This window comes from Nocardioides sp. URHA0032, assembly GCF_000620645.1.
Classification (GTDB): domain Bacteria; phylum Actinomycetota; class Actinomycetes; order Propionibacteriales; family Nocardioidaceae; genus Nocardioides.
In genome coordinates, this window is the sequence record NZ_JIAV01000001.1 from 32,474 (window position 1) to 54,305 (window position 21,832).

At 71.4% G+C, this 21,832-nt stretch carries 20 protein-coding genes; 14 read left to right on the plus strand and 6 right to left on the minus strand.

What is annotated here, in order from left to right; genetic code table 11:
* Positions 1 to 51 precede the first annotated feature (51 nt).
* The 4 genes from N538_RS23130 to rimI all read left to right on the plus strand — a co-directional run bounded on the left by N538_RS23130 (position 52) and on the right by rimI (position 2,569).
* A complete protein-coding gene (locus N538_RS23130; RefSeq protein WP_231496094.1) occupies positions 52 to 666 on the plus strand; it encodes a helix-turn-helix transcriptional regulator in 615 nt (204 codons plus the stop codon).
* Positions 663 to 1,202, plus strand: a complete 540-nt coding sequence (locus N538_RS0100175) for a mycothiol transferase (RefSeq protein WP_028635602.1) — start codon at positions 663 to 665, stop codon at positions 1,200 to 1,202. Before N538_RS23130 ends, N538_RS0100175 begins: the two co-directional genes overlap by 4 nt.
* Positions 1,203 to 1,481: 279 nt before the next feature.
* On the plus strand, positions 1,482 to 2,117 hold the full coding sequence (gene tsaB, locus N538_RS0100180; protein WP_028635603.1) for a tRNA (adenosine(37)-N6)-threonylcarbamoyltransferase complex dimerization subunit type 1 TsaB: 636 nt from the start codon (positions 1,482 to 1,484) through the stop codon (positions 2,115 to 2,117).
* Positions 2,114 to 2,569, plus strand: coding sequence for a ribosomal protein S18-alanine N-acetyltransferase (gene rimI, locus N538_RS0100185; RefSeq protein ID WP_028635604.1), 456 nt, complete (start codon positions 2,114 to 2,116; stop codon positions 2,567 to 2,569). The genes tsaB and rimI overlap by 4 nt, the downstream gene beginning before the upstream one ends.
* Here rimI and N538_RS0100190 read toward each other — a convergent pair.
* The gene (locus N538_RS0100190) at positions 2,566 to 4,230 is read right to left on the minus strand and encodes an HAD family acid phosphatase (protein WP_036568966.1); all 1,665 of its coding nucleotides are present in this window, start codon (positions 4,228 to 4,230) and stop codon (positions 2,566 to 2,568) included. The two genes, rimI and N538_RS0100190, sit on opposite strands and share 4 nt — an antisense overlap.
* Before the next feature lie 109 nt (positions 4,231 to 4,339).
* On the opposite strand from N538_RS0100190, the gene tsaD reads away from it, so the two are divergent.
* Positions 4,340 to 5,392 (plus strand): tRNA (adenosine(37)-N6)-threonylcarbamoyltransferase complex transferase subunit TsaD, encoded by a 1,053-nt coding sequence (tsaD, locus tag N538_RS0100195; RefSeq protein WP_028635757.1) that lies wholly within the window; start codon positions 4,340 to 4,342, stop codon positions 5,390 to 5,392.
* Here the strand turns inward: tsaD and N538_RS0100200 are convergent.
* The 3 genes from N538_RS0100200 to N538_RS0100210 are packed head-to-tail and all read right to left on the minus strand — an operon-like array spanning position 5,366 to position 9,175.
* A complete protein-coding gene (locus N538_RS0100200) occupies positions 5,366 to 7,510 on the minus strand; it encodes an MMPL family transporter (RefSeq protein WP_028635606.1) in 2,145 nt (714 codons plus the stop codon). The genes tsaD and N538_RS0100200 overlap by 27 nt on opposite strands.
* Before the next feature lie 49 nt (positions 7,511 to 7,559).
* Complete coding sequence (locus N538_RS0100205; protein WP_028635607.1) at positions 7,560 to 8,687, minus strand: hypothetical protein; 1,128 nt, start codon at positions 8,685 to 8,687, stop codon at positions 7,560 to 7,562.
* Entirely contained in the window at positions 8,684 to 9,175 is a 492-nt protein-coding gene (locus tag N538_RS0100210; RefSeq protein ID WP_028635608.1) for a SigE family RNA polymerase sigma factor, read from the minus strand. Before N538_RS0100210 ends, N538_RS0100205 begins: the two co-directional genes overlap by 4 nt.
* Positions 9,176 to 9,269: 94 nt before the next feature.
* On the opposite strand from N538_RS0100210, the gene N538_RS0100215 reads away from it, so the two are divergent.
* The 3 genes from N538_RS0100215 to N538_RS0100225 all read left to right on the plus strand — a co-directional run bounded on the left by N538_RS0100215 (position 9,270) and on the right by N538_RS0100225 (position 11,723).
* Complete coding sequence (locus tag N538_RS0100215) at positions 9,270 to 10,379, plus strand: S-(hydroxymethyl)mycothiol dehydrogenase (RefSeq protein WP_028635609.1); 1,110 nt, start codon at positions 9,270 to 9,272, stop codon at positions 10,377 to 10,379.
* Positions 10,376 to 10,996 (plus strand): MBL fold metallo-hydrolase, encoded by a 621-nt coding sequence (locus tag N538_RS0100220; RefSeq protein WP_028635610.1) that lies wholly within the window; start codon positions 10,376 to 10,378, stop codon positions 10,994 to 10,996. Before N538_RS0100215 ends, N538_RS0100220 begins: the two co-directional genes overlap by 4 nt.
* A 127-nt stretch (positions 10,997 to 11,123) precedes the next feature.
* Positions 11,124 to 11,723 (plus strand): hypothetical protein, encoded by a 600-nt coding sequence (locus N538_RS0100225; protein WP_051548509.1) that lies wholly within the window; start codon positions 11,124 to 11,126, stop codon positions 11,721 to 11,723.
* A gap of 63 nt (positions 11,724 to 11,786) precedes the next feature.
* Here N538_RS0100225 and N538_RS0100230 read toward each other — a convergent pair whose 3' ends face one another.
* The gene (locus N538_RS0100230; protein ID WP_028635612.1) at positions 11,787 to 12,956 is read right to left on the minus strand and encodes a class I SAM-dependent methyltransferase; all 1,170 of its coding nucleotides are present in this window, start codon (positions 12,954 to 12,956) and stop codon (positions 11,787 to 11,789) included.
* 195 nt (positions 12,957 to 13,151) lie between these two features.
* Here N538_RS0100230 and groES point away from each other — a divergent pair, with 195 nt between their 5' ends.
* From groES to N538_RS0100255, 5 genes are all read left to right on the plus strand, one after another.
* On the plus strand, positions 13,152 to 13,445 hold the full coding sequence (gene groES / locus N538_RS0100235) for a co-chaperone GroES (RefSeq protein WP_028635613.1): 294 nt from the start codon (positions 13,152 to 13,154) through the stop codon (positions 13,443 to 13,445).
* Positions 13,446 to 13,522: 77 nt separating this feature from the next.
* Positions 13,523 to 15,148: a chaperonin GroEL gene (gene groL / locus N538_RS0100240; RefSeq protein ID WP_028635614.1), complete on the plus strand. Its 1,626-nt coding sequence runs from the start codon at positions 13,523 to 13,525 to the stop codon at positions 15,146 to 15,148.
* A 142-nt stretch (positions 15,149 to 15,290) separates the two neighbouring features.
* Positions 15,291 to 16,148, plus strand: a complete 858-nt coding sequence (locus N538_RS0100245; RefSeq protein WP_036568968.1) for a GNAT family N-acetyltransferase — start codon at positions 15,291 to 15,293, stop codon at positions 16,146 to 16,148.
* A 20-nt stretch (positions 16,149 to 16,168) separates the two neighbouring features.
* Positions 16,169 to 17,671: an IMP dehydrogenase gene (gene guaB, locus N538_RS0100250; RefSeq protein ID WP_028635616.1), complete on the plus strand. Its 1,503-nt coding sequence runs from the start codon at positions 16,169 to 16,171 to the stop codon at positions 17,669 to 17,671.
* 18 nt (positions 17,672 to 17,689) lie between these two features.
* Complete coding sequence (locus tag N538_RS0100255; protein ID WP_028635617.1) at positions 17,690 to 18,796, plus strand: GuaB3 family IMP dehydrogenase-related protein; 1,107 nt, start codon at positions 17,690 to 17,692, stop codon at positions 18,794 to 18,796.
* Between the two features lie 22 nt (positions 18,797 to 18,818).
* Here N538_RS0100255 and N538_RS23135 read toward each other — a convergent pair whose 3' ends face one another.
* Positions 18,819 to 19,958, minus strand: coding sequence for a CapA family protein (locus N538_RS23135; RefSeq protein WP_051548510.1), 1,140 nt, complete (start codon positions 19,956 to 19,958; stop codon positions 18,819 to 18,821).
* 72 nt (positions 19,959 to 20,030) lie between these two features.
* On the opposite strand from N538_RS23135, the gene N538_RS0100265 reads away from it, so the two are divergent.
* On the plus strand, positions 20,031 to 21,770 hold the full coding sequence (locus N538_RS0100265) for a glycerol-3-phosphate dehydrogenase/oxidase (protein WP_028635618.1): 1,740 nt from the start codon (positions 20,031 to 20,033) through the stop codon (positions 21,768 to 21,770).
* The last annotated feature ends 62 nt before the right edge of the window (positions 21,771 to 21,832 follow it).

The following is a 21,832-nucleotide window of genomic DNA, read 5'->3' on the forward strand; positions in this document are numbered from 1 at the left end:
GAATGCCCTCCTCGGAGAGGTAGTCCTGGGAGGTGTCACATCATGGTCCGCGTGGGCCTGATCTCGGAGCAGTCCATCGTCCGAGCCGGCGTCCGCACCCTGCTGGCCGCGTACGCCGACCGCGTCTCGGTCGTCGACATCGGGCCGGAGGCCGACCTCGGTGAGGCCGACGTCGTCCTGTACGACGTGCTGGGGCTCCACCAGGGAGACGGCAAGGACCTGGAGACGGCGGTCAAGCAGCACCCCGGCAGGGTGCTCGCCCTGTCCCGCGATCTGCAGCCGGGACTGTCCGCCCGGGCGCTCGGGATCGGCGCGATCACCTCGATCTCGCTGGGCGTCGGGGCGGAGGAGCTGGTCGACGCGATCGAGGCGTTCGCCGCCGGCCATCTGGAGGACGGCTCGCGGGCGGACCTCGAGAACCGGGCCGACCGGCGCCGCCAGCAGGGCCGCGGCGTCAACCTCTCGCCGCGTGAGCTCGAGGTCCTCGGCCTGATCGTCCAGGGCCTCACCAACGACGAGCTGGCGGGCGAGCTCTTCCTCAGCATCAACACGGTGAAGTCAGTCATCCGGTCGGTCTACCGGAAGATCGGGGTGACCAGCCGCTCCCAGGCCGTCGCGTGGGGCGTCGAGCACGGCTTCCCGACCATGAGCACGATCGACGCGTGAGCGAGGACAACCGGGTCGCGAGTGCCGACGGCGAGCCGAGCAAGCACGGGCCGGCAGGCGCGCAGCGCTGGGCGGCGTACCTCGACTGGGTCCGGCAGGAGATCGCCGACGCCGTGCTCGGGCTGGACGAGCACGAGCGGCGCACGACCCGGCTGCCGTCGGGCTGGACGCCGATCGAGCTGCTCAGCCACGTGCTGCACATGGAGCAGCGATGGTTCGTGTGGGGGTTCCTGGGCGAGCACGTCGAGCAGCCGTGGGGCGACTGGACCGTCGACGAGCCGTGGGACGCAGAGCTCGGCGGCCGTTGGGCGGTGCCGGACGACGTCAGCGTCGAGGACCTGGTCGCCGCCCTGTGGGCGGTCGGGGAGCGGACCCGGACAATCCTGCGGGACTTCCCACCGGACGCGACCGCGTCGCCGGGCGGCCGGTTCGCGGCGGACCCGCCGTCCCTGGAGTGGATCTGCTTCCACGTGCTGGCCGAGTACGCGCGGCACGCCGGCCACCTCGACATCGCTGTGGAGCTCGCCGGCGGCTGACGCCGGCCCGAATGGAGAAGGCCCGCTCCGCCTTCTCGGGAACCGAGCGCGCGGAGCGGACCTTCCGGAACCGACCGGTGGCGCTCCCCCCGGCGCGCCCGCGGATCCCCACGTCCCGCGACGGTCGTTCCGAACCATGTTGCCGAGAACCAGGTGTCTGGCTTCCCGTGCCGGTGTTCCCCCTGACCGACAGGAGGACAGTACGACGGGCACTTCCACATCCGACCCACGGCACATCCACAGGACAGCCAGGATTCGGTGACGCGTTAGCCTCGGCGGGTGCTGCTCGCCTTCGACACCGCCACCCCGCTGGTCACCGTCGCCCTGCACGACGGGGAGGACGTCGTCCTGGAGCTGACGGCGGAGCGGCCGATGAAGCACGCCGAGCAGCTCGCGCCGCTGATCGAGCGGGCACTCACCGAGGCCGGGCTGGTCCGCCAGGACCTGACCGCGATCGCCGTCGGCGTCGGGCCCGGCCCGTTCACCGGCCTGCGGGTCGGTCTGGTCACCGCACGCACGCTGGCGTTCGCGCTGGAGATCCCGGTGTACGGCGTCTGCTCGCTCGACGTGCTGGCCGTCGAGGCCGCCGCGGCCGGGATGCCCGGCGAGTTCGTGGTCGCCACCGACGCGCGACGCAAGGAGGTCTACCTGGCGTCGTACGACGAGCAGGGCGCTCGCCTGGACGGACCGGTCGTCGGCAGGCCGGCCGACCTCGCGACCGACGCCCCGGTGGTGGGACCCGGGGGGGACCTGTACCCCGAGGCGTTCCCGCACCGGACCGGGCCCGCGGCGCCCAGCGCCGGCTGGCTGGCCCGCGCGGTGGCCGAGGAGCGCGCGGAGCTGCTCGACCCGGAGCCGCTCTACCTGAGACGCCCCGACGTGGAGACCCCGCACGCGCCGAAGCGCGTGTCGTGACGGTCCGGCCGGCGCGCACCGACGACGTCGCCGCCATCGCGGCGCTCGAGCGCGACAGCCTCGGGGACGACGCCTGGTCGGAGGGGCTGGTCGCCGAAGGGGTCGCCGGCAACCTGCCGACGATCGGCTACCTGGTGGCGGACGTGGGCGGCGAGGTCGTCGGGCACGCCGTCGCCAGCGTCGTCGGCGACATCGCGGAGCTCCAGCGGATCGCGGTCGACCCGGCGCACCGGCGTACCGGTCTGGCGACGCTGCTGCTGGACGCAGTGATCGGCGCCGCCCGGGAGGGCGACGCCGATCGGTTGCTGCTGGAGGTGCGGGAGGACAACGCCGGGGCGCTGGCCTTCTATGCGGCCCGTGGCTTCGCGGAGGTCGACCGGCGCCGCCGCTACTACCGCGACGGCGCCACCGCGATCGTCCTCCGCCTGGGCCTCGGCCCCACCTGCGGCTAGGGCAGGTAGTACGTCGGGTTGGGCAGCTTGACGACCCGGTCGGACGAGCCGCCGATCAGGTCGCTGAACTGGTCACCGAAGTTGGCCACGATGTGCAGGCCGAGCTTGTCCTGCACGTACTTCCGGGTCGACGCCTTGTAGTCGATCGTCGAGCAGGACGCGGTGTTGCCGTCCAGCCCGCAGTCGACGTACGCCGGCGGGGTGTCGGTGCTCGTCCACTTCGTGAAGTAGAACGCCGACTTGAACAGCGGGTTGCCGTCGCTGTCGTGGTAGTACCGCGCCAGGTTGTCGAGGGTCGCGATCCGCTGGGCGTTGTTGCGACCGGTCAGGCCCACGATCTTGCAGCCCGCCTTGGCGGCCGCCCGCACGACGCCGGGCATCCGCGGGGTCGCCGGGAAGCGACCCTCCTGCACCCACGTGTTCTGGAGGGTCGGGTCGAAGTTGAAGTGCATCGCCCCGTCCTCCATGTCGTAGGTCATCAGCGTGGTGTCGTCCGCGTCGAAGACCACGGCGGGGTGCTGCTTCTTCTTCACGCCTCGGTTGCAGGCGTTCGTGAGCTTCTGCTTCCAGCGCTTGGCGATGTTGGTCATCTGGGTGATGTACGGCGAGGTGTCCTTGTTCGCGATCCCGTTGGTCGCCGCGTAGTACGCCCGGATCTCGGCCTTGACGTTGTCGATGTTCGGGATCTGGTCACCCGGCGTCGTCAGGCCGCTGGACCCGTCGGCCGCCATGTCGAACTCGGTCGGCAGCGCGAGGCTCGCGTCGGAGGCCGGAGCGCCCTGGACGTCCGGGCTCGGCAGGTAGTACGTCGGGTTCGGGAGCTTCACGTTCTTCAGCGCGTGCCCGCCCTGCAGGTCGGAGTACTGGTCGCCGATGTTGAGCACGATCGTCTCGCCGGTCGACTCGATGTACTTCCGGGTCCCGGACTTGTACTCGACCGTGGTGCACTTGGCCGGGTCGTCGTTGGGGTCGACGCTGGTGTGGCAGTCGAGGTAGTCCGGCTTCGGGGACGTGGAGTCGAACTTCGTGAAGAAGTTGTCCGCGTCGAACGCGTCGTAGCCGACCTTCGTGAGGTTGTCGAGGGTGGCCTGCTCCTGGCTCGCGCCGCGGCCGGTGATCCCGTAGACGTCGTACCCGCGGTCCTGGACCTCCTGGACGAAGTCGACCATGCCCGGGGTGGCCGGGAACTTGCCCGGGACCACCCAGTCGTCGTTCTGGATCTTGGGGTCGAAGTTGAAGTGCATCGCCCCGTCCTCCATGTCGTAGGTCCAGAGCGTCGTGTCGTCGGCGTCGAAGACGACGGCGAGGTGCTGCCCGGGGGCGGCGTCCGGCAGGTGGGCCAGCACGTCCTGCTCGATGCCCTCCATCTCGGTGATGTAGGGCGAGGAGGTCTTGTCCGCGATGCCGGCGCTGCTGGCGTTGTAGTACTTCCGGATCGTCGACTTCACCGAGTCGATGTTCGGGATCTTCTCACCGTTGGCCGGCGGGGCAGGGGTGCTGCCGTCCGGGTTGAGCGGCTGCACGACGAAGTGGGTGTGCGGCGTGAGCGTGGAGTCGTCGACGGTGCGGGCGGTGGCCAGCCCCGGCGACGAGATCACGAGCGCGGCGGCCGCCGTGGCGGCCAGGGCGACGCCCGTCCGAGATGTTCCCGGGATGTGCATGTGGTGGCTCCGAATCTTTCCGAGTGGCTGAAGCCCGGACAACGTACGTCCGGACGCGGCTCTTGGGTAGGGGGCGCACCGGGACCCAGCACCGGGACACAATGGTGCGGTGACGGAACCCCTGGTGCTGGGCATCGAGACCTCCTGCGACGAGACCGGAGTCGGGATCGTGCGCGGCCACACCCTGCTCGCGGACGCGGTGGCGAGCAGCGTCGACGAGCACGCGCGCTTCGGCGGCGTCGTGCCCGAGGTCGCCAGCCGGGCGCACCTCGAGGCGATGGTGCCGACCATCGAGCGGGCGTGCGACACCGCCGGGATCCGGCTCTCGGACGTGGACGCCATCGCGGTGACCAGCGGCCCGGGCCTGGCCGGCGCGCTGATGGTCGGGGTGGCGGCGGCCAAGGCGCTGGCCATCGGCGTGGGCAAGCCGATCTACGGAGTGAACCACCTCGCCGCGCACGTCGCGGTCGACCAGCTCGAGCACGGCCCGCTGCCGGAACCGTGCCTCGCGATGCTGGTCTCGGGCGGTCACTCCTCGCTGCTCCGCGTCACCGACGTGACCGGGCAGGACGGCGGCGTGGACCCGCTCGGCGCGACCATCGACGACGCGGCGGGTGAGGCCTTCGACAAGGTCGCCCGGCTGCTCGGGCTGCCGTTCCCGGGCGGACCCCACATCGACCGCGCCGCCCGCGAGGGCGACAGGGTGTACGTCGACTTCCCGCGCGGGCTCACCTCCCGGCGTGACCTCGAGAGGCACCGCTTCGACTTCTCGTTCTCCGGGCTCAAGACCGCGGTCGCGCGCTGGGTCGAGGCGCGGGAGCGGTCGGGTGAGCCGGTGCCGGTGAACGACGTCGCCGCGTCGTTCCAGGAGGCGGTCTGCGACGTGCTCACGCGCAAGGCCGTCGACGCGGCCGTGTCCGAGGGGATCGAGGACATCCTGATCGGCGGCGGGGTCGCCGCGAACTCCCGGCTGCGCGCGATGGCCGAGGAGCGGGCGGCCGCGAAGGGCATCCGCGTCCGGATCCCGCGCCCCGGCCTCTGCACGGACAACGGTGCGATGGTCGCTGCGCTGGGGGCGGAGATGGTCAGCCGCGGACGGACCCCGTCCGCGCTCGACCTGCCCGCCGACTCGTCGCTACCGGTGACTGAGGTGCTCGTCTGACGGCTGCTCCGAGAGCTCCTTCGGAGCCTTCTCGTCCTCGTGGCCGGGCCACCAGGCGGCGTGCCCGAGCAGCGCCGTGATCGAGGGGGTGAAGAACATCGCCATCACGAACGCCGCGATGAAGATGCCGAAGCTGATCGCGAAGCCCATCTGGGTCAGCAGCGAGTTGCCGGCGAGCATGAGCGATGCGAACGTGCCGGCGAGGATCAGGCCGGCGGCCGCCACCGTCGGCCCGGCGTGCCGCACGGCCTGCGCCGCTGCCTCGCGTGGGGACTTGCCCTCGCGCGCCTCCTCGCGCAGCCGCGCGATCATCAAGATGTTGTAGTCGGTGCCGAGGGCGACGACGAACAGGTAGATGTAGATCGGCAGCAGGAACACCATGCCCTCGTGGCCGGCGATGTGCTGGAAGACGATCACCGAGGCGCCGAGCGTCGCACCGAAGCCGAGGCCCACGGAGAGCATGAGGTACCACGGCGCGACGAGCGAGCGCAGCAGCAGCGCCAGGATCAGCATGATGATGAGCGCGGCGACCGGGAAGACGACCGAGTAGTCACGATTCATCGCCGACTGGAAGTCGACGAAGACCGACGTGATGCCGCCGACGTACGCCGTCGTGCCGTCGGGGGCGAGGTCATGGACAGCGGGCCGGACCGTGTCCCGGACGGCGACCAGCGCTGTGTCGGACGTCGGGTCGTCGTCGAGGACGGTCATCACGATCGCCGTCGAGGAGTCACTGGGGGACACCTGGGCGCCGATCACCTGGGCGATCCCGTCGACCCCCTTCAGATCGGCAGCGAACTGGTCGACCTGCTCCTGGGTGAGGTCGCCGGAGGAGTGCAGCACGACCGGCGTCGGCTGGGTGGCGCCGGCCGAGAAGCCGCCGTCCTCCAGCGTCCTGGTGGCCTTCGCGGACTCGACGGTGCTGGACGAGGACGACGAGCCGAGGTCGAAGGTGGGGTTGAAGCCGAGCGCGAAGACGGTGAGCACGGTCAGCGCACCACCGGCCGCCACGGCGTACCGGACCGGGTGCCGGCCGAGCGAGCCGCCGATCCGCGCGAAGCGGTCGCCGGTCGGGGCCTGCTTCCACTTCTTGGACGGCCAGAACAGGGCGCGGCCGAGCACGGACACCAGCGCCGGGAACAGCGTCAGCGCGGCGACCAGCGTGACCGCCACGGCGATGGCCAGCGACGGGCCGATCGAGCGGAAGATGCCCAGCGAGGACAGCACGAGGGTCATGAACGCGACGAAGACCGCGGCGCCCGCGGAGGCGATCGCCTCGCCCGCGCGCTCCAGCGCGTGGGCGACCGCGGCCCGGTGCTCCTCGCCCTCCCGCATCCGCTCCCGGTAGCGGAACAGGAAGAACAGGATGTAGTCGGTGCCGATGCCGAAGAGGACGACGATGAGGATGACCGTCGTCGAGTCGTCCTTCTGGAGGTCGAAGAGCTTCGCTGCGATGTTGATCAGCGCCGACGAGACCGGCGACAGGATGAACCCGACCGCGAGGATCGGCATCAGTGCGATCAGCACACTGCGGAAGATCACGCCGAGCAGCACGAGGATCAGGACGACGGTCGCGATCGCGACGATCGCCTCGGCGCTGCTGCCCGACTGGGCCTGGTCGTAGGTCTGCGGCAGGTTGCCGGTGGTCTGGGCGCGCAGGTCGGTGCCCTTCGTCGCGGCGGCGAGACCGTCGCGGAGGTCCTCGACCTGGTTGTACTCGTCGGGGTCCTGGCCGGTCGCGTCCGGGTCGAGCGTCAGGTTGACGATCGCGACCTGCTCGGTAGGGGATACCTGGATGTCCTCGGCTCCCGTGAAGACCGGCGGCAGGTCCAGGTCGTCGACGACCTTCTGGGCGGCGGCGACGTCGTCGTCGCCGAGCGGCTCGCCGTCTGTGCGCTCGAAGACGATCGTCGCGCCCGCGTCCTGCTGCTGCGGGAACGCGTCGGTCACGAGGTTCGTGGCCTTGATCGACTCGTACTTGTCGGGCAGGAAATCCGCCTGGTCGGTCGTCGAGTCGACCTTCGGGGCGAACATCACGAGGAGGATCGTGACGACGACCCAGGTGGCGATGATCCACCACGGACGACGGGCAGCGAGGCGACCAAGAGCGGCGAACACGTTGAGCAACCCTAGCGACGGCGGGTGTCCGGAGTCCCCCGACTTTCGGCTACTCCGAAAGGATGTACTCCGCGACCCGCTCGGGGTTGCTCCCGGTCGCGGGGCCCTCGAGGACGTCGGGATCGGCGCCGTCCAGCCCGACGCGCTCGAGCGTCCAGGTGCTGCTCTGCCAGTCCGTCACGCTCGCGAGCACGTGATCGGCGTCCGCCCACGCCACGCGGCTGACAGCGCTGGTGCGGCCGGCGGGCTCGACGGTGGCGACCGGTCGCAGGTCGAGGTCGAGGACCTTCACGCCGCCCACCATGTTGTTCTCGTAGTACCCGCTCACCAGGTGCTGGCCGTCCGGAGCGAACGCCAGCGTGTAGGCCGAGCAGCTCTGCGCGGTGATCTCGCGGGTCTCGGGGTCGTAGAGCCCGGCGCAGCCGCCGTCCTCGTGGGCCGCGTCCGGGAGGAACGACACCGCCCAGAGCGTGCCGACCGGGCTGACGTCGAGCACCCGGAACTTGTCGTGACCCGCGAGATCCGTGGCGCCGGCCGGGGTCAGCTCGCCGCTCGTGGTCGTGCCGTCACCGACCAGGAGGTGCTCCGCATCGAGCACGGCGTCGATGGTGCCGTAGGCCTCGCCGGGCATCGGGATCCCGGGAAGGACGGCCGGGTCCGCCACCCCGGTCGACAGCACCCGGACCGTGTGGTCCGGGTCGACCCACGCCACCGCGTCGTCGCGGGCGCTCATCGTGATCGCGTTGGACGCGACGGGGAACTCCTGCTGGAGCGTGCCGTCGGGCTGGTAGACCCGCACGACGTACGGCTTCTGCATCGCCACCACGATCCGGCCGTCGGTGAGCACGCCGAGCTGGGCGACGTGGGCGTTGTCGACCGGCAGGTCGACGGTGGTCCCGTCGGGCATCTCGACCTTCCGGTCGTGCAGGACTGCCGTGTGGCCCGGGACCGGGGGCGCCGGCTCCGGCGCCCGGGAGTCCTTGCCGTGGCCGCCGGTCAGCACGGACGGCACGATCACCACGAGGGCCACCGCGGCTGCGACCGTGCCGGCGACCGCCGCCCGGCGGCGGCGCTGGATCGAGCGGGCCCGGCCGCGCACGTCCTGGAAGGAGAGCGGCGCCGCGTGCACGTCGTCCGCCCGGCGAGCGAGCTCGCGCTCGAACGTCTCCTGGCTCATCGTGCCTCCTCCCCGATCCGCTCCCGCAACGTGGCGAGCGCCCGGCTCGTCTGGGACTTCACGGTCCCGACCGAGATGTCGAGTGCCTCGGCGGTCTCCGCCTCGGACAGCTGTTCGTAGTACCGCAGCACGACCACGGCGCGCGCCCGGCGCGGCAGGGTCTGGACGACCGCCCACACCGCGGCGCCGGTGCCCTCGTCGTACTGGTCGTGGAAGGGCGTGGCCTCCGGAACCGTGTCGGTCGTCAGCTCCCGGCGGCGCCATGCGCGCCGCCAGAGCGAGTTGTTCTCGTTGACCATGATCCGCCGGACGTAGGCGTCGACGGCGCCGCGGTCACGCACCTTGTCCCACGCCAGGTACAGCTTCGCCAGCGAGATCTGCAGCAGGTCCTCGGCCTGGTGCTGGTCGCCGGTGAGCAGGTACGCCGTGCGCAGCAGCCTCGCCTGGCGTGCCTCGAGGTACGCCGTGAAGTCGGTGTCCCGATCCACCGCAGTCGCTCCCGTCCGTTCCGTCAACACACCACCCTGACGCGATCGCCCGCGGGATGGTTGCAATTCTCGCGCGATCCGCTTGGCTTGGCGCATGCATCAGGTGAAGGGCGTCGTCGCCCGTGGCAAGGGACAGCCGGTCGAGCTGACGATGATCAACGTGCCGGACCCGGGTCCGGGTGAGGCGCTGGTGAAGGTGCAGGCGTGCGGGGTGTGCCACACCGACCTGCACTACCGGGAGGGCGGCATCAACGACGACTTCCCGTTCCTCTTGGGCCACGAGGCCGCGGGCGTGGTCGAGGCGGTCGGCCCGGATGTCACCACGGTGGCGCCGGGTGACTTCGTGGTCCTGAACTGGCGCGCGGTGTGCGGTGACTGCCGGGCCTGCAACCGCGGCGAGCCGTGGTACTGCTTCAACACCCACAACGCGACCCAGAAGATGACGCTGGCGGAGGGTCCGGATGCGGGCACCCAGCTGTCCCCGGCGCTCGGGATCGGTGCGTTCGCCGAGAAGACCCTGGTCGCTGCGGGCCAGTGCACCAAGGTCGACCCGTCCGCGCGACCGGCAGCCGTCGGTCTGCTCGGGTGCGGCGTGATGGCGGGCATCGGCGCGGCGATCAACACCGGCGCGGTCACCCGCGGGAAGTCGGTCGCGGTCATCGGCTGCGGTGGGGTCGGCGTCGCAGCGATCGCGGGCTCTGCGCTGGCCGGCGCCAGCCCGATCATCGCGGTCGACGTCGACGCCGGGAAGCTCGAGGCCGCGAAGCGGATGGGCGCGACCGACACGATCGACTCCTCGAAGACCGACCCCGTCGCGGCGATCCAGGAGCTCACCGGCGGCAACGGCGCGGACGTCGTGATCGAGGCGGTCGGCCGGCCCGAGACCTGGCAGCAGGCGTTCTACGCCCGGGACCTCGCCGGCACCGTGGTGCTGGTCGGCGTACCGACCCCGGACATGAAGGTGCCCGACCTCCCGCTGATCGACGTGTTCGGCCGCGGTGGGTCGCTGAAGTCCAGCTGGTACGGCGACTGCCTGCCCAGCCGGGACTTCCCGATGCTGGTGGACCTCTACCTGCAGGGCCGGCTCGACCTGGACGCGTTCGTGTCCGAGGAGATCGGGATCGGTGACGTCGAGGCGGCGTTCGAGAAGATGCACCACGCCCCTGAGGGGCAGAGCGTCCTGCGGTCCGTGGTGATCCTGTGACTGCCCCTGGATCCACACGGGTCGACCACGGGACCACCAGCGGCACGTTCAGCCTCGACGGGCAGACCTTCGACGTCGAGAACAACGTCTGGGTCGTCGGCGACGACACCGAGTGCGTCGTGATCGACGCCCCGCACGACGTGGACGGCATCCTCGCCGTGGTGGGCGACCGGAGGGTGAAGGCGATCGTGTGCACGCACGCGCACGACGACCACGTCCGCGTCGCACCCGCGCTGCGCGAGCGGGTCGTCGCGCCGATCATGCTGCACCCCGACGACCGGCCGCTCTGGGAGCTCACGCACGCCGACCACCTGTGGGACCTCGACCTGGCGGACGGCGTCCGGATCGAGGTCGGCGGTACGACGCTCGACGTGCTGCACACCCCGGGGCACGCCCCGGGCGCGGTGTGCCTCTACGCACCCGACCTCGGTTGTGTGTTCACCGGCGACACCCTCTTCAACGGCGGACCCGGCGCGACCGGCCGCTCCTACTCCGACGCCGACCAGATCGTGGCCTCGATCCGAGCCAGGCTCTTCGTCCTCCCGCCCGACACCGTCGTGCACACCGGCCACGGCGACGACACCACCATCGGCGCCGAGAGGTCGGCGCTCGGCTGATCCAGCGGGGGACCTAGGTCCCACCGCCTCCCACCTTCGGGCCCTGCTCCCAGTGCGCCGCCTTTCCTAACGTGATGGGTGAAGCGAGGACGACAAGGGAATCCCCGCCAGCAGAGGGAGGCGCATCATGCGCTCGGCATTCGACAAGTTCATCTCGTGGACGGGCCTGGCCATGGCCGCCGTCCTGATCCTGGCCGGCGGGCTGTTGTGGTGGGCCAACTCGTTCATCGGCGACCAGGTGCACGACCAGCTCGCCATGCAGTCCATCACGATGCCCTCCGGCGACGCGCTGTCCGGCCTGCCCAAGTCCGACGCCGACGCCCTGAAGCAGTACGCCGGGAGCCCGCTCGACACCGGGCCCGAGGCCAAGGCCTTCGCCAACCACTACATCCTCGTCCACATGAACGAGGCCAGTGGCGGCCAGACCTACGAAGAGGTCTCCGGCCAGTTCATGCAGATGTCGGCCGACAAGACCGCGAACCCCGACGACGTCGCGGCGCTCGGTCAGCTCCGGCAGACGCTGTTCATGGGCGACACCCTGCGCGGCCTGCTCCTCTACGGCTACGCGTTCGCGACCATCGGCACCATCGCCGGGATCGCCGCCATCGTGTCCTTCGCCGGCGCGGCCCTGCTGCTGGTGCTCTTCGGCCTCGGCATCTGGCACGCACGCCGGGCCGAGCAGACCGAGAAGGGCGAGGTCGTCGGCGCCGTTCCCCAGGCTGTCTGACCGACCTGCAGTCACCACACCGACACTCCCGGGAGTCCACCAGGGCTCCCGGGAGAGTCGCGTTCAGAACGGCGCGACGAGCAGCGCCGTACCCGATCCGGCGACCCGCGTCAGCACGAGCGTGGCCTCCTGCTCGCCGTGCAGGTCGAGCCGCTGGCGCAGCTGCTCGGGTACGACGTCGACGCCGCGCTTCTTGATCGTCAGCCGTCCGACGCCGCGCTCACGGAGCGCGGCGCGCAGCTGCTTCTCGCGGTAGGGGAGCTCGTCGAGCACCCGGTAGCCGCGTGCGAACGGGGTGCGGAACGACTCGTCGGACGTCACGTAGGCGATGTGCTCGTCGACCAGGCCGCCGTTCACGCCGGCCGCGACGGCAGTCACGAGTCCGGCCCGGATCACGGCGCCGTCCGGCTCGTAGAAGTACTGACCGATGCTCCGCACCGGCGCGCCGGGGTCGTCCTCGTCGGTGAGGGTGGCCAGCCCGCTTACGCCGATCACGGTCGCGCGGCGGGCGGTGGTCGAGAGCCGGCCGGACCAGAGCGCGGCCTCCTTCACCTCGCCGTGGTCGCTGACCCACTCCGCCTCCACGCCCGCCGGGACGAGCGCGTGCGGGATGCCGGGCGCGACCTTCACGCACGCATCCCGGGACAGCAGTGCCGCCACGAACGACCACGGGGGAGTCCAGTCGTCGACGTCGAAGGTCCGCCCGCGGGCGGACCGCCGGGCCGGGTCGGCGAACGCGACGTCGAACGGCGAGGTGTCGACCGTGGTCGCGTCCGCGACCATGACCGCGCCGGGCAGGCCGAGGGCGGCCAGGTTCGCCTCGGCCACTGCGACGCGCACCGGGTCCAGGTCGACACCGGCGGCCGTGATGCCCGCGCGGGCGTTCGCGAGGAGGTCGCCGCCGATGCCGCAGCCGAGATCGACCACGGTTCGGGTCGAGGCGGCGACCAGGCGGGCCGCGCGGTGCTCCGCGACCCGCTGCCGGGTGGCCTGCTCGAGCCCGTCGGGGGTGAAGTACATCCGGTCGGCGTCCGCACCGAACTTCTCGCGTGCCCGGCGCCGGAGGGTGGCTTGGGTGACGGCGGCGGCAGCGTGCTCCGGCGCAGCGGTGCGCCGCAGCCGGGTCTGCGCGGCGAGCGGGTCGTCCCCGGCGTTCTCCAGCTCGCGGGTCGCCGCGGCCAGGAGCTGCTGGCCGTCCTCGGTGAGCAGCCAGCCGAACGCCTCGAGGTCCATCCCCGGATCCTGCCGCACGGGGGTCGCTCTGGCACTCAGTTGGTGAGAGTGCTAGTTTCTGGTCTGGCACTCTCCCCGTGAGTGTGCCAGCGCTTGCGACACGGTGCGACCCCCGCGACGGCGTACCCGAAACGCAGGCACCAGACGTGCACCCACCTCACCTACGAAGTGCCAGAAAGTGGAGGTTGATCAGTAGTGTCGGTCAACATCAAGCCCCTCGAGGACCGGATCGTCGTCAAGCCGCTCGACGCCGAGCAGACCACGGCCTCGGGCCTGGTCATCCCGGACACCGCCAAGGAGAAGCCCCAGGAGGGCGAGGTCCTGGCGATCGGTCCCGGCCGGATCGACGACAACGGCAACCGTGTCCCGCTCGACGTGAACGTCGGCGACAAGGTCATCTACAGCAAGTACGGCGGCACCGAGGTCAAGTACGCCGGCGAGGAGTACCTCATCCTCTCGGCTCGCGACGTCCTCGCAGTCGTTTCCTGATTTCACCGGGTCGTCCGCCTCTCGGCTGCCTCTGGCCAGCCCTGAGGCGGACGACCCGAACTCGTTAGAGGAGAGTCATGCCCAAGATCCTGGAGTTCGACGAGAACGCCCGCCGCGCGCTCGAGCGCGGCGTCGACGCCCTCGCCAACGCCGTCAAGGTGACGCTCGGCCCCAAGGGCCGCTACGTCGTCCTGGACAAGAAGTGGGGCGCCCCGACCATCACCAACGACGGTGTGACCGTCGCGCGTGAGATCGAGCTGGACGACCCGTTCGAGAACCTCGGTGCGCAGCTCACCAAGGAGGTCGCGACCAAGACCAACGACGTCGCGGGCGACGGCACGACCACCGCGACCGTGCTGGCCCAGGCGATGGTCCACGAGGGCCTGCGTGCCGTGGCCGCCGGTGCGAACCCGATGGGCCTCAAGCGCGGCATGGACGCCGCCGCCGAGGCCGTCGGCGACGCGCTCAAGGAGGCCGCCCGCGAGGTGGAGTCCGTGGAGGACATGGCGTCCGTCGCCACGATCTCCAGCCGCGACGCCGTGATCGGCGAGCTGCTGTCGCAGGCCTTCGACAAGGTCGGCAAGGACGGTGTCATCACCGTCGAGGAGTCCAACTCGATGGGCACCGAGCTCGAGTTCACCGAGGGCATGCAGTTCGACAAGGGCTACATCAGCCAGTACTTCGTCAGCGACCCCGAGCGGATGGAGGCCGTCCTCGACGACCCGTACATCCTGCTGCACCAGGGCAAGATCTCGGCCGTGGCCGACCTGCTCCCGCTGCTGGAGAAGGTCATCCAGTCCGGCAAGCCGCTGTTCATCCTCGCCGAGGACGTCGAGGGCGAGGCGCTCTCGACGCTGGTCGTCAACAAGATCCGCGGCACGTTCAACGCTGTCGCGGTGAAGAGCCCGGCGTTCGGTGACCGCCGCAAGGCGATGATGCAGGACATCGCGACCCTGACCGGCGGCCAGGTCGTCGCTCCCGAGGTCGGCCTCAAGCTCGACCAGGTCGGTCTCGAGGTGCTGGGCCAGGCCCGTCGCGTCGTGATCACCAAGGACAACACCACGATCGTCGACGGCGCCGGTGACGCCGCCGAGGTCGCCGGCCGCGTGAACCAGATCAAGGCCGAGATCGAGTCCACCGACTCCGACTGGGACCGCGAGAAGCTCCAGGAGCGCCTCGCGAAGCTGGCCGGCGGCGTGTGCGTGATCAAGGTCGGCGCCGCCACCGAGGTGGAGCTGAAGGAGAAGAAGCACCGCATCGAGGACGCCGTCTCCGCGACGCGTGCCGCGATCGAGGAGGGCATCGTCCCCGGCGGTGGCTCGGCCCTGATCCACGCCGTGTCGGTCCTCTCCGACGACCTCGGCCTGACCGGTGACGAGGCGGTCGGCGTACGCATCGTGCGCAAGTCCGCCGACGAGCCGCTGCGCTGGATCGCCGAGAACGGCGGCGAGAACGGCTACGTCGTCACCACCAAGGTCCGCGAGCTCGGGGTCGGCAACGGCTACAACGCCGCCACCGGCGAGTACGGCGACCTGGTCGCCCAGGGCGTCCTGGACCCGGTGAAGGTGACCCGCTCCGCGCTGGTCAACGCCACCTCGATCGCGGGCATGCTGCTCACGACCGAGACGCTCATCGTGGAGAAGCCCGAGGACGAGGAGCCCGAGGCGGCCGGTCACGGCCACGGGCACGGTCACGGCCACTGATCCACCCCGAGTCGGCGCAGTCTCAGCTGAGACTGCGCCGACTCGGCATTTGGGGGGCTGAGACTGCGCCGACTCGGCGTTCGTAGCACGGGGGAAACACGGAGGACGCCGAGGTGTGATCCGGCCGGTGCACCCTGATCCCATGTTGTGGAGAGTGCGGACGACGCTGCCCGACCGGCCCGGTGCCCTGGCCGCGCTGGCGGCGGCCTGCGGCGATGCGGGCGTGAACATCCTGGGCCTACAGATCTTCCCCGGCGTGGAGGCGGTGACCGACGAGCTGGTGCTGCGCACGCCGGAGGACTGGGGGGCGCCGGAGATCGCCGACCTGCTCGCTCGCGCGGGCGGGCACTCGGTCAGCACGGCACCGTGCACCGAGGCGGCGCTGACCGACCAGCCCACCCGCTACGTGCAGGCGGCCCGGTCGATCCTGGCGCGCCCGGCGTCGTTCCCGGAGGTGGTCGCGCGGCTGTTCGACGCCGAGGCCGGCCCCGGTGCGCAGGACGTCATGGACCTGGTGGTCGGCGACGTGCAGGTGCAGGTCAGCCGGTCCGCGCCGTTCACGGCGACCGAGCACGCCCGCGGCGCGGCCATGGCCGACCTGGTGTCCGCCGTGCTCGAGCGCGGCCACGCCGTACCCCGGCCCGCCGCCGGACGCGTCGGCACCGGCGCGACGCCGGAGTACGTCGCGGACGGGGACTCGGTCGCGGCCACGGTCGACGGCGTCCCGGTCGGGCTGGCGACCGTCGGCGTGGACGGGGAGGTGACGCTGCGCGTCGACCCGGCCTGGCAGCGACGCGGCATCGGGACGCGGCTGCTCGTGGACGCCGCGAGGCTCGCGAACGGGCTGGGCGTCGACGAGATCCTGCTGGCCACCCGGTCCGACAACCAGGCGGTGCTGCCGATGGTGATGGCGACCGGGCTGCGCGGCCGGATCCGGATGGCCGGGGACACGCTGACGGTGCGCATCGCCGTACGTGACCTGAAGCCGCTGCGCGCGTAGCCGGTCGGTAGGCTGGGGGAGTGGAGGTTCCCGAGAAGTTCGCCACCCTGGGCCTGACCTACGACGACGTCCTCCTGCTGCCCGGTCATTCCGACCTGGCGCCGGCCGACATCGACCTGACCACCCGGCTGACCCGCGAGCTCACGCTGAACGTGCCGCTGGTGAGTGCGGCGATGGACACCGTGACCGAGTCGCGGATGGCGATCGCGATGGCCCGCCAGGGCGGCCTCGGCGTGCTGCACCGCAACCTCTCGATCGAGGACCAGGCCTACCAGGTCGACCTGGTGAAGCGGACCCAGACCGGCATCATCCCGAACCCGGTCACGATCGGGCCGGACGCGACCCTGGAGCAGCTCGACCAGCTGGCCGGCGAGTACCGCATCTCCGGCTTCCCGGTCGTCGACAGCGACAGCCGGCTGCTCGGCATCATCACCAACCGCGACCTGCGCTTCACCCCCGTCGCGGAGTGGGCGACCACGAAGGTCGACGAGGTGATGACGCCGATGCCGCTGATCACGGCGCCGTCCGACATCAGCCGCGAGGACGCGACCCTCCTGCTGCGCAAGCACAAGCGGGAGCGGCTGCCGCTCGTCGACCCCGACGGCCGGCTCACCGGCCTGATCACCGTCAAGGACTTCGTCAAGGGTGAGCAGTTCCCGCTCGCGTCGTACGACGGGTCTGGCCGGCTGCTCGTGGGTGCCGCGATCGGCTACTTCGGCGACGCCTGGCAGCGCGCGACCACGCTCGTGGACGCCGGCGTCGACGTGCTCGTCGCCGACACCGCCCACGGCGACGTGCGGATGCTGCTGGACATGGTCCAGCGGCTCAAGTCCGACCCCGCCACCCGGCACGTCCAGGTCGTCGGCGGCAACGTCGCGACCAAGGAGGGCGCCCAGGCCTTCGTCGACGCGGGCTCGGACGCCGTGAAGGTCGGGGTCGGCCCCGGCTCGATCTGCACGACCCGGGTCGTCACCGGCGTCGGCGTACCCCAGGTCACCGCGGTGTACGAGGCGGCACTGGCCTGCAAGGCGGCCGGCGTGCCGGTCATCGCGGACGGTGGCCTCAAGCACTCCGGCGAGATCGCCAAGGCCATCGTGGCCGGGGCGGACACCGTGATGATCGGCTCGCTGCTCGCCGGCTGCGAGGAGTCGCCGGGAGAGCTGGTGTTCGTGAACGGCAAGCAGTTCAAGTCCTACCGCGGCATGGGCTCCCTGGCCGCGATGTCGAGCCGTGGCAAGAAGTCGTACTCCAAGGACCGCTACTTCCAGGCCGAGGTCGACAGCGACGACAAGATCGTCCCCGAGGGGATCGAGGGCCAGGTCGCCTACCGCGGCCCGCTCGCGGCCGTGGCGCACCAGCTCATCGGCGGCCTCAACCAGTCGATGTTCTACATCGGCGCGCGGACCGTCCCGGAGCTGCAGGAGAAGGGCCGCTTCGTGCGGATCACCCAGGCCTCGCTCCAGGAGAGCCACCCCCACGGCGTGCAGATGACCGTCGAGGCGCCGAACTACTCGGGCCGGTGACCTCGATAGTCTGAGCCGGTGACGGACATCGAGATCGGCCGCGCCAAGCGGGCCCGCCGCGCCTACTCCTTCGACGACATCGCGATCGTGCCCTCGCGGCGCACGCGCGACCCGGAGGAGGTCAGCACCGCCTGGCAGATCGACGCGTACCGCTTCGAGCTGCCGGTGCTCGCGGCGCCGATGGACTCCGTGATGTCCCCGGCGACCGCGATCGCGCTCGGGCAGTACGGCGGCCTCGGGGTGCTCAACCTCGAGGGCCTGTGGACCCGCTACGAGGACCCGGACCCGCTGCTCGAGGAGGTCGCCGGTCTCCAGGGCGCCGACGCGACCAGGCGGCTCCAGGAGATCTACACCGAGACGATCAAGCCCGAGCTGATCACCGAGCGGCTGCGGGAGATGCGCGAGTCCGGCGTGACGGTGGCGGGGTCGCTGTCGCCGCAGCGGACCAAGGAGTTCGCGAAGGCCGTCGTCGACGGCGGCGTCGACATGTTCGTGATCCGCGGGACGACCGTCTCAGCGGAGCACGTCTCGTCGCAGGCCGAGCCGCTCAACCTCAAGGAGTTCATCTACGAGCTCGACGTCCCGGTGATCGTCGGCGGCTGCGCCACCCACCAGGCCGCCCTGCACCTGATGCGCACCGGCGCGGCCGGCGTGCTGGTCGGCTTCGGTGGCGGGGCGGCGCACACGACCCGGACGGTGCTCGGCGTCGCCGTCCCCATGGCGTCAGCGGTGGCGGACGTGGCCGCTGCGCGCCGTGACTACCTCGACGAGTCCGGCGGCCGCTACGTGCACGTGATCGCGGACGGCTCCATCGGCAAGTCCGGTGACATCGCCAAGGCGATCGCCTGCGGGGCGGACGCCGTGATGGTCGGCTCGCCGTTCGCGCGGGCGTCGGACGCGCCGGGCCGCGGGTTCCACTGGGGCACGGAGGCCCACCACCACGACCTGCCGCGCGGCCAGCGGGTGCAGTTCGAGACCGTCGGCACGATCGAGGAGATCCTGTTCGGGCCCTCCCGGGTCGCCGACGGCACCATGAACCTGATGGGCGCACTGCGCCGCTCGATGGCCACCACCGGCTACACCGAGCTCAAGGAGTTCCAGCGGGTGGAGGTCGTCGTCGAGTGAGGGCCCCGGCCTCGCTGTCCGCCTAGTCCTCCTGGAGCCCGGGGTTGCCGCCGACGCCGCCGACTGCTGCGCGCACCGAGGCCAGGTGGCTGCCGGTCGCGTGCCGGATCCGGATCGGGTCGCCGCCGCTGTAGTGGTTCCACTGGGTCGGCAGGTACGACGCGCGCGTGACCAGCCAGCTGCCGTCCGGCTGCTCGGTGAGGTCGAAGTGCACCGTGATGCCCTCGTAGGCCGACGGCCGCTCGAGCTCGCTCTGCGCGACCATGTTGCCGAGGCCGTAGACGACCCACTTCCCGTTCACCTTCGTGACCGGCTGGACGACGTGCGCGTGCTCGCCGAGCACGAGGTCGATGTCCGGCGACGCGGTCAGCCCCCGGGCGAGCGCGACCTGGGTGGCGTCCGGGAGGTGGTCGTACTCGGTGCCCCAGTGCACGTGGGCGACCACGATGTCCGCGCCGGCCTCGCGGGCGCGGCGGGCCTGCGCGAGCAGGCCGTCGGCGTCGCCGAGCTGGGAGACGGCGTACTCGTGACCGGTGGGGAGCACGAACCCGTTGAGGCCGTACGTCGCCGCGACGATCCCGACGCGGACGCCGTTCGCGGTCGTGAGGATGACCGGCGCCCGGCGCTCGACGGGCGATCGGAAGGTGCCGACGTGGGCCACCCCGGCCGCCTCCAGCAGGTCCGCCGTCTCGTCGACGCCCTCGACCCCGTCGTCCAGGCTGTGGTTCGACGCGGTCGTGCACGCGTCCCATCCCATCGACCCGATCCATCCGGCGATCTGGTGCGGCGCCCGGAACACCGGGTAGCTGCTGAGCCGCTCGCCCGGTGACGCGAACGGCACCTCCTCGTGGCAGATCGCGAGGTCCGCGGACTCGATGACCGGCTTCAGCCACGCGAACATGGGGTCGAAGTCGTAGCGGTCGCCCACGCCGGTGCGCCGGTGGTCCTCGGCGGCACTCGCCCAGACCGTGTTGTGCCAGAGGAGGTCGCCGCCCATCACCAGCGAGACCGTGCGCGGTGCCGGCGCCTGGCTGGTGGGCGGGGGAGGGGCCAGCGTGGGGACCGAGTCGACGGCGACCGGCTGCACGGGCGCCGGGGTCTCCTGGCAGCCCGTCGCCACCAGGGCGGCGACGAGTGCCAGGGCGGCCCCCGTCATCCGCATCCGGCCATTGAATCGGTTCCGGGTGGCGTGCGTGCGCACATCGGGAAGACGGCCGTTTGCGAGACTGGACACATGAGTGTGCCCAGGAGTGAGCCCAGCGCCCTCAGCCCGCAGGCTCGCGACGACGCCCTCGCGACGATGCAGGGGCTCGGCGGGCAGGCCGAGCTCGACGTGCTGGTCGTGGGTGGGGGAGTCGTGGGTGCCGGCGTGACGCTCGACGCGGTGACCCGCGGGCTCTCCACCGGGCTGCTCGAGCAGCGCGACCTCGCCAGCGGCACCTCCAGCCGGAGCAGCAAGCTGGTCCACGGCGGCCTGCGCTACCTGGAGATGCTGGACTTCGGGCTGGTCCGGGAGGCGCTCGGGGAGCGCGGCCTCCTGCTGACCCGGCTCGCCCCACACCTGGTCCGCCCGGTGCCGTTCCTCTACCCGTTGACCCACCGGGGATGGGAGCGGCCGTACGTCGCCGCCGGCCTCACGATGTACGACGGCATGGCGCGGCTGGGCGACGCCCCCGCCGGTCTGCCGCGGCACCGGCACCTCTCGCGCAGGAGCGTCGAGCGGATCGCGCCCGACTTCGACCCGGGCTCGCTGGTCGGCGCGATCAAGTACTGGGACTGCCAGGTCGACGACGCCCGCCTGGTGCTGACGATCGCGCGCTCCGCCGCCGCCCAGGGTGCCCAGGTGGCCACCCGGGTCAAGGTGACCGGGTTCCTGCGCGAGGGGGAGCGGGTCGTCGGCGTACGCGCGCGGGACCTGGAGCACGGTCGCGACCTCGAGGTCCGCGCAAGGGTCGTGATCAACGCGGCGGGGGTGTGGACCGACGAGATCCAGGAGCTGGTCGGCGGTCGGGGCGCCCTGCACGTGCAGGCCTCGAAGGGCATCCACCTGGTCGTGCCGCGGGACCGGATCCGGTCCGAGGCGGGGTTCATCGTGCGCACCGAGAAGTCCGTGCTGTTCGTGATCCCCTGGGGCCGGCACTGGATCATCGGCACCACCGACACGCCGTGGGACCTCGACAAGGCGCATCCGGCGGCGTCCCGGGCCGACATCGACTACGTCCTCGGCCACGTCAACGCCATCCTGCGCGAGCCGCTCGACCACTCCGACGTCGAAGGGGTGTACGCCGGGCTCCGGCCGCTGCTGTCCGGGGAGTCCGAGCCCACCTCGCGGATCTCCCGCGAGCACACGGTGGTCACGCCGGTCCCGGGCCTGGTGATGATCGCCGGCGGCAAGCTCACGACGTACCGCATCATGGGCCGCGACGCCGTCGACGCCGCGGCGCACTCCCTCTCCTCCACGCTCGGGCTCACGATCCGCTCCTCCATCACCGACCGGGTGCCGCTGGTCGGCGCCGCTGACTGGGAGACGCGCTCGAACCAGAGAGTGTTGCTGGCCCGGCGCTCCGGGTTGCACGTCGCCCGCATCGACCACCTGCTCGGGCGGTACGGCGGGCTCGTCGACGACCTGCTCGCGCTGGTCGCGTCGCGGCGACCGCTCGGGCTGCCGCTCGAGGGCGCCGAGGACTACCTCGCCGCCGAGATCGTGTACGCCGTCACCCACGAGGGTGCTCGGCACCTCGACGACGTCCTCACCCGGCGGACCCGGATCTCGATCGAGACCTTCGACCGCGGCGTCTCGGCCGCCCCCGTCGCCGCGGCCCTGATGGCCGCCGAGCTCGGCTGGGACGACGCCCGCACCGCCGAGGAGGTCGACCACTACCTGCGCCGGGTCGAGGCGGAGCGGCAGTCCCAGCTGATGCCCACCGACCAGGAGGCCGACGAGGCGCGGGTGTCGGTGCGCGACATCGTGTAGCGACTCCCCGCTGAGTGGGTGGGCCGGCCCCGTTGACAACTAGAACACGTTCCACCGATGCT

Bases quoted from the DNA above. Each gene is read 5' to 3' on its own strand.
- N538_RS0100190 (WP_036568966.1), bottom strand. From the start codon at position 4,230: ATGCACATCCCGGGAACATCTCGGACGGGCGTCGCCCTGGCCGCCACG.
- groL (WP_028635614.1), top strand. From the start codon at position 13,523: ATGCCCAAGATCCTGGAGTTCGACGAGAACGCCCGCCGCGCGCTCGAG.
- N538_RS0100215 (WP_028635609.1), top strand. From the start codon at position 9,270: ATGCATCAGGTGAAGGGCGTCGTCGCCCGTGGCAAGGGACAGCCGGTC.
- N538_RS0100225 (WP_051548509.1), top strand. From the start codon at position 11,124: ATGCGCTCGGCATTCGACAAGTTCATCTCGTGGACGGGCCTGGCCATG.
- N538_RS0100265 (WP_028635618.1), top strand. From the start codon at position 20,031: ATGAGTGTGCCCAGGAGTGAGCCCAGCGCCCTCAGCCCGCAGGCTCGC.
- N538_RS0100230 (WP_028635612.1), bottom strand. From the start codon at position 12,956: ATGGACCTCGAGGCGTTCGGCTGGCTGCTCACCGAGGACGGCCAGCAG.
- N538_RS0100245 (WP_036568968.1), top strand. From the start codon at position 15,291: ATGTTGTGGAGAGTGCGGACGACGCTGCCCGACCGGCCCGGTGCCCTG.
- N538_RS23135 (WP_051548510.1), bottom strand. From the start codon at position 19,958: ATGCGGATGACGGGGGCCGCCCTGGCACTCGTCGCCGCCCTGGTGGCG.
- N538_RS0100205 (WP_028635607.1), bottom strand. From the start codon at position 8,687: ATGAGCCAGGAGACGTTCGAGCGCGAGCTCGCTCGCCGGGCGGACGAC.